At 33.9% G+C, this 12,942-nt stretch carries 10 protein-coding genes; 2 read left to right on the top strand and 8 right to left on the bottom strand.

Translation table 11 applies throughout. The features are described from left to right. Positions 1-9: 9 nt before the first annotated feature. Positions 10-873 (bottom strand): GHKL domain-containing protein, encoded by an 864-nt coding sequence (locus NST00_RS09490; RefSeq protein ID WP_340709889.1) that lies wholly within the window; start codon positions 871-873, stop codon positions 10-12. An 873-nt stretch (positions 874-1,746) separates the two neighbouring features. Between NST00_RS09490 and NST00_RS09485 the strand changes: the two genes are divergently transcribed. Continuing rightward, complete coding sequence (locus NST00_RS09485; RefSeq protein WP_340709888.1) at positions 1,747-2,316, top strand: accessory gene regulator ArgB-like protein; 570 nt, start codon at positions 1,747-1,749, stop codon at positions 2,314-2,316. Further along, on the top strand, positions 2,309-2,449 hold the full coding sequence (locus NST00_RS09480) for a cyclic lactone autoinducer peptide (RefSeq protein WP_016839648.1): 141 nt from the start codon (positions 2,309-2,311) through the stop codon (positions 2,447-2,449). Before NST00_RS09485 ends, NST00_RS09480 begins: the two co-directional genes overlap by 8 nt. A gap of 392 nt (positions 2,450-2,841) precedes the next feature. Here the strand turns inward: NST00_RS09480 and NST00_RS09475 are convergent, their stop codons facing one another. From NST00_RS09475 to NST00_RS09445, 7 genes are all read right to left on the bottom strand, one after another. Next, entirely contained in the window at positions 2,842-4,581 is a 1,740-nt protein-coding gene (locus NST00_RS09475) for an ABC transporter ATP-binding protein (RefSeq protein ID WP_016839649.1), read from the bottom strand. Between the two features lie 244 nt (positions 4,582-4,825). After that, positions 4,826-6,823: a methyl-accepting chemotaxis protein gene (locus NST00_RS09470; protein ID WP_340709887.1), complete on the bottom strand. Its 1,998-nt coding sequence runs from the start codon at positions 6,821-6,823 to the stop codon at positions 4,826-4,828. Positions 6,824-7,643: 820 nt separating this feature from the next. Further along, complete coding sequence (locus NST00_RS09465; protein WP_168412521.1) at positions 7,644-9,029, bottom strand: ammonium transporter; 1,386 nt, start codon at positions 9,027-9,029, stop codon at positions 7,644-7,646. Between the two features lie 21 nt (positions 9,030-9,050). Beyond that, positions 9,051-9,392 carry a P-II family nitrogen regulator gene (locus tag NST00_RS09460; RefSeq protein ID WP_096551303.1) on the bottom strand — a complete coding sequence of 114 codons (342 nt, stop codon included), beginning with the start codon at positions 9,390-9,392 and terminating at the stop codon, positions 9,051-9,053. 21 nt (positions 9,393-9,413) lie between these two features. After that, entirely contained in the window at positions 9,414-10,754 is a 1,341-nt protein-coding gene (glnA, locus tag NST00_RS09455; protein ID WP_016839418.1) for a type I glutamate--ammonia ligase, read from the bottom strand. A 49-nt stretch (positions 10,755-10,803) separates the two neighbouring features. Further along, the gene (gene dapF / locus NST00_RS09450; protein ID WP_016839417.1) at positions 10,804-11,679 is read right to left on the bottom strand and encodes a diaminopimelate epimerase; all 876 of its coding nucleotides are present in this window, start codon (positions 11,677-11,679) and stop codon (positions 10,804-10,806) included. A 4-nt stretch (positions 11,680-11,683) separates the two neighbouring features. Further along, the gene (locus tag NST00_RS09445; protein ID WP_016839416.1) at positions 11,684-12,934 is read right to left on the bottom strand and encodes an LL-diaminopimelate aminotransferase; all 1,251 of its coding nucleotides are present in this window, start codon (positions 12,932-12,934) and stop codon (positions 11,684-11,686) included. Positions 12,935-12,942 lie beyond the last annotated feature (8 nt).

Here is a 12,942-nt window from a genome sequence, read left to right as displayed (position 1 = left end):
ACATCACCTTTATCTTATTTCAATTTCTTGGATAAAGATATTTTCCTCAATGCTCGTATTCATTAGTACATTTGGGTAGTTATTTAAAATATCCTTAACATTGTTTAGGCCGTAGCCACGGTTTCCTTTTTTTGTTGAATAATGATTTTTATAAAGTTGATGAATATCTAATGTATTGGTGAAATTATTTTCAATAATCATTAATACTGAATTATCATTTGTTTTCATAATAGCAAGATTGATAAAGGGATTCTCACATTCAATACTTGCTTCTATAGCGTTGTCAATTAAAATCCCTATCATTCTTGATAAATCAATAATATCCATATAAATAGAATCGATTTTTTCTGGAATTTCGATTTGTATATCAATTTTCTTCTCTACAGCTGTTAATAGTTTTGTTAGTAATAATCCTTTTAGTTCCATCAGTTCTAAATTCCCTAAATCATGAATTAAGGAATTTTTTAATAGTGTATTTTTTTCAGTATTTATGATTTTTTCTTTAAAATATTTTTTTAAACCATCTAAATCTTTATTATCTATGTATCTCTCCATTGTAATTAAAATATTTTTATAATCATGACGAAATTTTTGCATTTCAATATTAATTTCATTTAATGAACTCATATATTGAGAAAACAATGCTTTTTGTATCTTCTCATGCTTTAATTTATTCGTTTCGTTGATACTATAAATAAGTAAGATGAACAAAAATGACATAACAATTAAGTAACATATTTGAATGATTAGATTAATTCTTGTTAGCTGCAATTCTTCGTATGATGTTGGAATAAAAATGTTCAAATATAAGACGATGACAGTTACACAACATAAAATACTGATGAGAAACTTGGTAATAAAATTAATGGGCAAATAATCTCGTTTATATAAATTTATGAGTAAATTAATGATTATAAATAATATTGCATAACAAAGTGCAAAGATTAGAGAGTGGAAGAAGACATTATTGTTTTTATTTAAAACCAGTTGGGCAATGTGGTCTGAAATCATTCCGATGAAAATAATTAAACATAAATCAATACATATTTTAAATAAATTAGAGTGAAAAATCAGAGCTAACACGATACTACCAAATAGTATAATGATGGCAATCCATGATTCCAGAAAATAAAATGAAACTAATGATATAACAGCTATTGATAGACTAATGGAAACAGAAAATAGATTTAATTTTATTTTTTGCAAATAAAAAATCGATAGGCAGATTACAGTAAATTCAATAATACTAACAATAAGTAAATCTGAAATTGTAACTCTCCCCTTTAAGCCTTGAATATATGATAGGGTTATCAAAAAATAATTCGTTTGATTGATTTGAGTATTATTTTAATCAAGGATAGGTTGGAAAATCACTATTTTTCATGATTGAAAAATAGTGATTTTTATATGTTAGTAATTTTGGGATGGCATATCCCAAACATTATTTATCGCAACTTACATTCACTAATTAAGATAAATGAAATAGGATTATGGAAATATTTATACGAAAAAATAGCACACATTTCACATTATACACCATAATCCTATAATAAAAAATTTAGATGAAAGAAAATAATGAAGATGCTTGTAAATATATTAAGTTCAATAACTATTTTACTATAAAACTCGCCATATACTTGTTAAGTTTAATAGTTTTTGTTACATCTAGGAGTAAAATTTAAACACTTATGACATAAAACTCCATTTAATCAAAATTTACATTAAGATAATGATGTGGTGGTGTTTATGAATTTTCTATCGAATATTGAAAATCGAATAGTCAATATGCTTACTCTAGAACATTACAATAATTTAGAGAGAGAAAAAATAAAATTTGGCGTGAGATTAATATTGAATGATATTTGGAAAATTATCATTATCTATCTGATCGCCATATTATTAGATTGTTTTTTTATCACTTTTTTCACTCACATTGTATTTTTTATTTTGAGACAAGTTTGCTTGGGGTTTCATTTTCAAAATAATATTGTTTGTTTACTGATGAGTATACTTGCATTTCCAATTGGTGTAATCATCATAAAAGATTTTCATCTAAGTATAGAATGGTTGATTTTATTCACTGGTGCAATGTCTTTATTTTTATTTATTTTTTCACCAATTGGTACGAGTAAACGTCCTGTTTTTAATTATAAACATAGACAGTATTTAAAAAAGAAAATAGCTTTTAGATTGTTTGTTTTATGGCTTTGTTTCATATTTATACCTTCCAGCAGAATTTTCATTTTTTACGGAATAACATTACAACTTATTTCTGTATTAACACAAAAATTTGTAGGAGGTAAAGAGAATGTTTAGAAAATTACTTGTCAGCAAAATTTCAGGTTTGGTTATTTTATTAGCTAATACAGCAACTACTATGGGATGTACATTAGTTTTTCATGAACCAGAACTTCCTGAAAGCTTAAAGAAAGAAAATCCTTTTAATTAATGGTATTATTTTAAGAAAAGAATTAGTGTTTTTTAAGTTGATAGAAAATTCTGTTTGGAAGTGTAGCATAAAAAGGGGATCGTTTTAAATTTTTAGACGATTCCCTTTTTTCTTATTCTTTCATTAAATTGAAGATATGGAATAATACATATTAGAAATGAATGGCTACTGGGATTTTTGATAATTTGACTAAAAAATAGATAATTGCTAATTAAGAAAAGAGTTGAGACAAAAGGTTTTCAGCCAATAGAAAAACCGAACGATTATTGAAACTCTATTCTGAGCTTCAATATCATTCGGTTTAATTAAATATCGAAATGCTAATGATAATTCGATTTTAAGAAGGCCAATTTTAGTTCTGTCCCAGCTTCTCCATTAACTCCAATAATCTTTTAGATAGAGATAAATTCCTCCTCATTTTTTTGAAACTGGATATGATGCAATTTTGCAAATACGCCATTTAAAGCAATTAGTTCCTCATAAGTGCCTTGTTCTTCAATTCCATTTTTCGTTACAACAATTATACGATCGGCGTTGCGAATCGTTGCAAGTCGATGCGCAATGACTAATGTTGTACGATTTTTGGACAACTCGTTCAAAGATTTTTGAATCATCATTTCTGTTTCAGTATCCAGTGCAGAAGTGGCTTCATCTAATATTAAAATTGGCGGATTTTTTAGGAACATACGTGCAATGGCTATACGCTGTTTTTGACCTCCTGATAATTTTAAGCCGCGCTCCCCAATCTGCGTTTCATAACCATCTGGAAGAGATTCGATAAATTCTTTCAAATGAGCCTTCTCAGCAGCCGCTTGTATTTCCTCAAAGCTTGCACCTAGTCTTCCGTATTCTATATTTTCACGAATTGTACCAGTAAATAAGAATACATCTTGCTGTACAATGCCAATCTGTTCACGCAACGATTTTTGTGTGATATCTCGTACGTCGATTCCATCAATAGTAATCGCCCCTGCGTTTACATCATAGAAGCGGGGAATTAATGAACAGATTGTTGTCTTCCCTGCTCCAGATGGACCGACAAATGCGATTGTTTGGCCAGCTTGGATATTAAATGAAATATTCCGTAATACCGGCTTTGATTCATCGTACTGGAACGATACATTGTTGAAAGAGATATTTCCTTGTAAATGAGGAACTGCTACAGCATTGGGACGATCCTGAATTTCCGGGTCTTGCATCAGTAATTCCCGGAAACGTTTAAATCCTGCCATTCCTTTTGGATACAGTTCAAGTAATGCACTAATTTTATCAATAGGTTTAATTAATACATTTGTATATAATACGAAACTTACTAATTCACCATATGTCAATTTGCCATTATAACTCAACCAAGCACCTACCACTAAAATGACTAAAGTCAATAGTCGTGTCATAAAATAGATGCTTGAGTGTGTCCCTGCCATCACTTTATAAGCAAATAGTTTGGCAGCGCGGAAATATCCGTTTTGTTGTTTAAAGCGCTTCATTTCAAATTCTTCGTTTGTAAATGATTTAACAACCCGGATTCCTGAAACACTATCTTCTACTCTTCCATTAACATCCGCAATTTTACTATACATTTCTTTCCAAGCATTGTTCATTTTATTGTTGCAGTAAGTCACTAACCAAATTAAAAAGGGTGTGAAAACAAGTGCAATAAACGTCAATGTCGGATTTACTTGGAACATAATAATGAACGCACCAATAAATGTCATCATTGCAATAAAGAAATCTTCTGGACCATGGTGCGCAAATTCACCAATATCAAAAAGATCATTTGTAATGCGGCTCATAATATGACCCGTTTTTGTATTATCAAAAAATTTAAAGCTTTGTTTTTGGATGTGATTAAATAAATCGCGACGCATGTCGGTTTCAATATTAATTCCTAGTTTATGACCCAAGTAGTTGACAACGAAGTTCATGATGGTGCTTAAAATGTAAACAAGTAATAATAAAATGCTGACTTGTACAATTTTTCCCCAATCGCCTTCAGGTAATAAGACATCAATAAACCATTGCACCGCAATTGGGAAAAACAAATCTAAAATAGCCACAAAGACAGCACATGAAAAGTCGATGATAAATAATCGTTTATGTGGTTTATAATAAGAAAAAAAATGCTTTAACATCTTCTTTTCCTCTCTTTTGATAGTCATATCTTGAATTATACAAAAATTTTTTGCAAATGGATAACATTTGTATTTAGACTAATGCTTTTTAAAAAGAAAAATAGGCAGAAGATCAAACTCTCCTGCCTATTCTACATCGTCATCTAAAATATTTAGTCACTCAAAACAGTTTGTACTGATGGATGAATCGAAAAGAACCCTTTTTTCATTAAGCCATCAAGATGTAATATTGAAGTTGCCTTCATCAATGATATTTCATATTAGATGTGACAGATTTCAATTCTTCTGCCATTGATGCAAGGGACTGGGCCGAAGCGGAAATTTCCTGCATCGCAGCCAACTGTTCTTCCACTGTTGCGACAACTTCTTCAGATGCCGCATTATTACCTTGAGCCACTTCCACAAGACCATCCAATTCTTCATTGACATTTTGAAGAGCTTTGGACATTTCTTTCACTGCTTCAGAAACTTCTTCCATTTGCGGCGAAATTTCTTTCGTTGTTTGGAGAATGTGGTTGAATTGTTCAATGGCTTCGCTTGTAATCTCTACCCCATCATCTACATTTACAGAAATCTGTTTCATCATCTTTACTGTATTTTCCGTATCATCTTGAATTTTCTTAATAATCTCCTGAATTTCTTTAGCTGATGATTGGGTTTGTTCGGCAAGGCTTCTTACTTCATCAGCGACTACAGCAAATCCTTTGCCATGTTCACCTGCACGGGCAGCTTCAATAGCCGCATTTAAAGCAAGCAAATTCGTTTGATCGGCAATTCCAGTAATTACATTTAAAATTTCATTAATTTGTTTTGAACTATCATATAAAGAATGAATAATGGACTGTGATTGGCTAACAGATGTATGAATGGATTTCATTTGTTCAACCGTTTTGGAAACAGCTTGGCCGCCTATGTCTGCCACCTGAATAGCTTTGCGTGAAAGTTCCGTCACGTTGGATGAACGTTCGGCGATGTCCTCCACTCCTTGCGAAACTTTTTTAAAGATATGGGATACATTCTCAACCATACTTGTCTGCGCTTCTGCATTTTTCGATACTTCTTGAATCGAATTGGACACTTGTTCAGTTGCTGCAGTCGTTTCTTCGGAGCTGGCAGACAATTGTTCCGATGTAGCCGCGACTTTTTCGGCTGTTTCGTCTATTTGAAGAGTCAAAGTACGCAACCCATCAATCATTTCATTAAAAGCCATTCCTAACTTTCCAATCACGTCATTTGTCGATATTTTTGCGTATTGGGTCAAGTCCCCTCCACTGACTTTTACGGCTAAATCACCCAATTGTTTAATCGGTCTGCTTAAAGATTTAATGATGAAAACAGCAGCAAAGATACCAAAGATAATCGCAATAGTTCCTACAATCCATGATAAATGTAAGATAGCTTCATTTGCTTCATCAATTTCTTTCTCATAAATCAGTCCGCCGATTTTCCACCCAGTCAATTCATCCGTAATGAAATGTAAAATTACGGATTCTCCATTTAATACTCCATTAACCTGTCCTTTATCTTTCTCATACAATTTGTCGTAAATCGAATCTATGGCTTCACTTCCCAATTCAGCAGATGGATGAGCAATATATTTATTGTTTTTGTCTAAAACGAGTCCATATCCCGCCTTGCCAATTTGAATGTTTTTCACTAATTCTTCCAACTTATCAAGATTGATGTCAATTCCTGCAACTCCAGTGCCATCATCGAGAGCTTTGGAGATGGTAATCACCATTTTTCCTGTACTTGCAGCAACATAAGGTTCTGAAATAAAGGTTTCTCCTTTATTCTCCATGGCTTGAATATACCAATCTCTTTCTCTAGGATCGTATCCAGCTTTAACCGCTAAATGTGCTGGTTCCTTCACAAATATTCCGTCTTCATTTCCTACATAGACACCAGCAATTTCGGGATGGGATTCTTGATAAAATTTCAGCCATTTACGTATTTCAGAATGATTGGATTCTTGAAATTGGGATCCTCTTATACGATTTGACAATATTTGAATATCCGTCATTTTCGGTTGAATTAGATCCTTGATAACATCATCGATTCTAGATACATTAGCCGAAACATTATCCAATATTTGGTTTCTTAATTCTTCCTTGGATGTTTGATAAGATAATGTGCCAATTAGCAAAGAAGAAAGGATTACAATAATTGTAATGGAAATAAATAATTTTATATGAAAATTACGAAAGCTAAACTTGCTGATTTTTTTTGAAACTTTTTTCACTGATAGTCCTCCCCTAGTTGAAAAGTGGCATCTCCTTTGCCTAAAAAGATTTTGTATTTTTGTTTTCTATTTGTTGTTTAATTTATTTAGCTTAACGGGTTTGGAATAAATTTGATAATTAATGTTAAAAGTAAATCTTGGGAAAATAATTAAGATCTTCTCATACTTCATTTAACCTCCAGTATTTAAAATATAAAATTCATGCATTGATCCTAAAAAGAAATGTCTTCTTTTCTAAATCAACACTTGCTGAAAAAAAACCCATTATTATATCGATATAAATTTCTAACTTTTTGATATATTCTTTTAAAATCTTTATTTTGTAAAACTTTAGAATTATAGATTTATTTTTTATTTAGTGTAATCAGTCTAATTTTCCATCTTACCAAAATATGATTTTATCTCTTATAAAACAAAATTAAATAGTTTTAAAGTCACATAATCAGACTTTACAATTTATAAAAAAAGCAACGATTCATACTTATGAATCGTCGCCTACTGGTTTTAGGGAATCATCAAATCTATTAATTATTGACAGGCATAATTTGAATTAATTTCCTTTCATCAGGGTTTTTATTATTCCATTTATACGTAACCATATACTGTTTACCTTCTTCGATTAACTGGTTTCTGGCGTCAATCTTATTCCCATTTCACATCCATTTTCCAACTAGTTAGTGTGTGTGGTAACGGATGTATCTTTGTACAAATTAAAAAAGCCTGAGGAAATCTTCCTCAGGCTGAAAGTATTGTCTCCAGATCTTCAATAGAATCGCAAAACAATGTTAACCCACTGTATGAATTTCCCACTCAAAACAACTTAAGAAGTTTTACTTTTTACTACCCCGTGTCCTAGATTATTCAAACGATCGGCTAAACCTAAACCGTGTTCAGGTTTTTCGTCATTGCCATTGATTACTCTTTCAAGCAAGGTTTGACTCCATTCATATGCATAAGAGCCATGTTCAGAATAATCGAGACCTGCAATTTCATCTTCGCTTGATACACGAATCGGATGAATAAAGTTAATCAGAACTGTTGCAACACTTACAATTAAGAATGTATAACTGATAACGGCTAAAACTCCAATTGCTTGAACGCCTAGTTGAGAAGCTCCATACCCATAGAATAAACCGCTAGCTGTCGAGAACAATCCGATTGCAAGAGTGCCCCAAATACCACAAATACCATGAACAGCAATAGCACCAACCGGATCATCGACACGTACTTTTGCATCTAAGAAACGAACACCTTCTACTAATAAAATACCTGATACGAATCCAACTATAATTGAACCTAGAATGGAAATATCTGCTGCACCTGCTGTAATCCCTACTAATCCACCGAGTACACCATTTAGTGAAATGGACGGATCAATTTTTCCAAAGCGGATTTTTGTATAAACGGCAGACGTCACAAAAGCTGCCGATGTAGAAAGTAGTGTCGTTGCAATGACATGTGGTACTAAACTTGTATCTGCTGCAAGGGTGCTTGCACCGTTGAAACCAAACCAGCCTAACCAAAGTACGAATACACCTAAAGCACCTAGAGGTATGTTATGGCCTGGAATCACATTGACCTTTTTACCTGTATATTTTCCGATACGAGGCCCGAGGAAGATGACAACGGTTAATGCGGCAATCGCACCAGTTAAGTGCACCACTGTGGAACCAGCAAAATCTGTAAATCCGAGCTGTGCAAGCCATCCGTCACCTGACCAAACCCAATGGCCTATGATAGGATAAACAATGATGCTCATTGCAACAGCAATCATTATATAGCTCATGATTCTTATCCGTTCTGCTACAGCACCTGAAATAATGGTAATGGAAGTTGCAGCAAACATTGCTTGGAATACGAAAAAGTCGATATCTTCTCTTCCCGATAAGAAAAATCCATTTGTTCCAAACATACCTCCAGCTGAATCACCAAACATCAAACCGAAGCCAACAAGATAATACAAAATGGAAACAATACTAATCGTTAAGAAGTTTTTCATGATGATGTTTAACGAGTTTTTTGCTCTCGTAAATCCTGTTTCCACCAAAGTAAATCCAGCATGCATGAAGAATACTAATATAGCACCTAACATGACCCAAACTAGATTCACAGACAATTCTATCGACTCAACAGTTGGTGCTTGTGCATAAGCTGGCATTGCAGCGAACAATAATAATGGAAAAATAGATAGCATTTTTTTCTTCATCTTCACTCGACTCCTCTCAACTTATATAATCGCTTCTTTACCATGTTCCCCTGTTCGGATGCGAATTGCTTCTTCAACAGGGATAATAAAAATTTTTCCATCACCTACCGATCCAGTTTTGCATGTTCTTTGAATCACTTCTATCACTTGATCTACTTTCCCATCTTCTACAACCAATTCAATTTTCAACTTTGGCAATACTTTAATTTCAAAAGTTGTACCTCGAAACATCCCCTCCACACCTTTTTGTTTGCCTGTACCGGCAGCTTCCGTAACGGTCATGCCACCGACTCCAATTGAGAATAAATTATCTCGCAATTCTTTAAACACTTCTGGACGCGTAATTACCTCAACTTTTTTCATATAACGTCCTCCTTTAAGTAGTTAATATAAAGTGATATAACGTTCACGTTCCCATGGATGCACGTTGATTCTAAATTCATCCCATTCAATACGTTTTGCTTCAATAAAGTGCGTTGTAATATGTTCGCCAAGTGCAGCTTTAATGACTTCATTTTGTTCGAGTGCGTCAATCGCTTCTTTTAAACTAGCTGGTAGACTGCGAATGTTTAATTGATCTAATTGTTCCTCATCCATTTTATAAATGTTAGAGTTTACTGGGTCACAAAGTGTTAATTTATTTTTAATGCCATCTAAACCAGCTGCCAGCATTACAGCTAGGGCAAGATATGGGTTTGCGGATGGATCTGGGTTTCTTAATTCAATGCGGGTACTTAAACCACGGCTTGCTGGGATACGAACGAGTGGACTACGATTTTTTCCTGACCATGCAATATAACAAGGTGCTTCATAACCAGGAACTAATCGCTTATAAGAATTGACTGTCGGATTTGTAATGGCTGCAAAACTATAAGCATGTTTTAAAATTCCGGCTAAATATTGTTTAGCAGTTTCACTTAATCCTAATTCATCTTTCTCATCAAAGAAGGCATTTTCTTTACCGCGGAATAGAGATTGGTGACAGTGCATTCCTGAACCGTTTACGCCATAGAGAGGTTTTGGCATAAATGTGGCATGTAGACCATGTTTTCTAGCAATATTTTTTACTACTAATTTAAATGTTTGAATTTGATCGGCTGCATCGACTGCATCGGAATATTTGAAATCAATTTCATGTTGTCCAGGGGCAACTTCATGGTGGGATGCTTCAATTTCAAAGCCCATTTCTTCTAAGGTAAGAACAATATCACGACGGCAGTTTTCCCCTAAATCTGTTGGAGCTAAATCGAAGTAACCTCCATTGTCGTTCAACTCCATTGTTGGATTGCCATGTTCATCTGCTTTAAACAAAAAGAATTCCGGTTCTGGACCTACGTTCATTGCTGTAAATCCAAGTTCATTCGCTTCCTTTAGTACCCGTTTTAATACGCCACGGGGATCACCAGGGAAAGGAGTACCATCTGGTAAATATACATCACAAATTAAACGTGCAATTTTTCTACCTTGTTCTGCTTCCCAAGGGAAGATAAGCCAAGTATTTAAATCGGGATATAAATACATATCTGATTCTTCGATTCTTACAAATCCTTCAATAGAAGAACCATCAAACATAATCTTGTTATCTAAAGCTTTTGGTAATTGACTAAGCGGTATTTCAACATTTTTAATAATTCCAAATAGATCTGTAAATTGTAACCGAATGTAGCGCACATTTTCCTGTTCAGCAATTTTTAAAATGTCTTCTTTTGTATAATTTTTTTTCATATTAAATTCCTCCTATTATCTATTGAAATTTCATTTATTTGATTGCTTGTTACAGCATTGTTTCTTTTGTGAAATAATCTAATTTTATTTCACCGTGGCAAATGTATTCTGCTCTGCCTTTTTTCCAAACGTGGTTATGTTCATCCCAATGAATTTCTAAATCACCTCCTGGAAGATGGACTGTTATTACTTGGTTTTGCTTCAGTTTTCCATTGAGCGTGGCTGCGACAACCGCCGCACAAGCACCTGTACCGCAAGCCATTGTTAAACCAGAGCCTCTTTCCCAAACTCGATAGTCGATTTCATTGTCATTTTTTACCTCTACAACACCAACATTTACTCTTTCAGGGAATAAATCGGAGAATTCAATCATTGGGCCGATTGTTTCTAACGGTACATTATGAACATCATCAACAAACATAATGGCGTGAGGGTTACCCATTGAAACACAAGTTAAGTAGTAAACATTTCCTCCTATCGTCAATGGTTCATTGATAGTCTTTGTTGTTGGGTCACCTTTCATTGGAATCATTCCTTTTAACAATTTCGGTTCACCCATATCAACTGTGACGAATTCCACTTCTTTTGTATTTTCTTGAGAAATGTGAACTTCAACGATACCGCCAAGTGTTTCTATAGTAAAACACGTTGAATCTATAAATTGATGATCATATAGATATTTCGCTACACATCTTAATCCATTTCCGCAATTTTTCCCCTCTGAACCATCTGCGTTAAAGATACGCATTCGAAAGTCGGCTACTTTTGAATCGCAAATAAGAATCATCCCGTCAGAACCAATTCCAAATCTCACATCAGAAAGATTTTTTGCTAGAGTTGGAAGTATTTGTTCTTGCAAAGTATTTTCTAGTAAATTAATAAAAATATAATTGTTTCCTAAACCATGCATTTTTGTAAAATACATTTCATCACCTTCCTTTGAAAATAAACTGAACTCCTTTCAATCGTCTTTCAATTTCCTTCATCACTTGCTGTTCTTCTTCTTCTGAATTAGCTTCAAAGGTAACGGAAAATCTTACGAAACTCCCTGCATCATCCCACGGAACTGTTGAAATCAAATGTTCTCGAATAAGGTATTGGGAAAAATCTTCCGCTGTTTGAAAGGAAGGCCCATCTTTGACCCCGATTGGAGCTTCAGCATATAAGTAAAAAGAGCCTTTCGGTTTTTCCACTTGAAAACCACACCCACGAAGAATATTCACTAGTAATTCATGGCGACGGGAATATTTATTTGCTGTTTGTTCGGTTATTTCAGGGTGGGATAAAGCGTAACTTGCAGCTTTTTGGATTGGAATAAATTGACCAGAATCGCTGTTATCCTTTACCGTTTGAAAAGCTTTTATTAATTTTGCATTTCCAGCAATAAACCCGATTCTCCATCCAGTCATATTGAAAGACTTGGATAAGGAATGGATTTCAACTCCTATCTCTTTTGCACCAGGTACCGATAAAAAGCTGAGTGGCTTCTCACCGTCGAACATTAATGCGGCATATGCTGCATCATGGACGACGATTAATTGATTGCTTTTTGCAAACTCAATAACTTCTTCAAAAAACTGTTTCGTCGCTACTGCACCAGTTGGGTTATTGGGATAATTTAAATAGAGCAGTTTTGCTTTCTTTAATACTTCTTGATCAATTTGATCAAGGCGAGGCAAAAAGTTATTTTCTTTTAATAATGGAAGATAAACAACTTCGCCACCGTAGTATTTTGTATAAGTTCCTAGCACCGGATAACATGGTGATGGCATTAATGTAATGTCCCCTGGGTTAATGAAAGCAGCTGGCAGTAAACTGAGTCCTGATTTAGATCCAATAACATGGTTAATTTCTGTTTCAGGATCTAAACCATTTACTCCAAATACCTCTGACATATAGCGGGAAGCAGCCACTTTAAATTCATGTATGCCATTATCTGAATAAAATCGGTTTTCAGGTTTTAAGGCTTCTTCGAATAGTTTTTCAACTACTCTTTTGTCTGCCATTGCATCAGGTTCACCGACTCCCAAATCAATTAAAGCCATATCCGGTTTTTCTTTAATGGCTATTCTTTTAGCTCTTTTAATTTTTTCAAATTTGAATATTTCTTCCTTTAAACCGAATGAAGGACCCCCAATTCGATCGGCAAATAATTGTTGTATATAATCTTCAGTCTGCACTTTAACCC

The sequence above is a fragment of the Ureibacillus sp. FSL K6-0165 genome, assembly GCF_038004285.1.
Taxonomy (GTDB): Bacteria; Bacillota; Bacilli; order Bacillales_A; family Planococcaceae; genus Ureibacillus; species Ureibacillus thermosphaericus.
The sequence above is the reverse complement of the archived record's forward strand: the minus strand, read 5'-3'. Positions and strand labels throughout refer to the sequence as shown.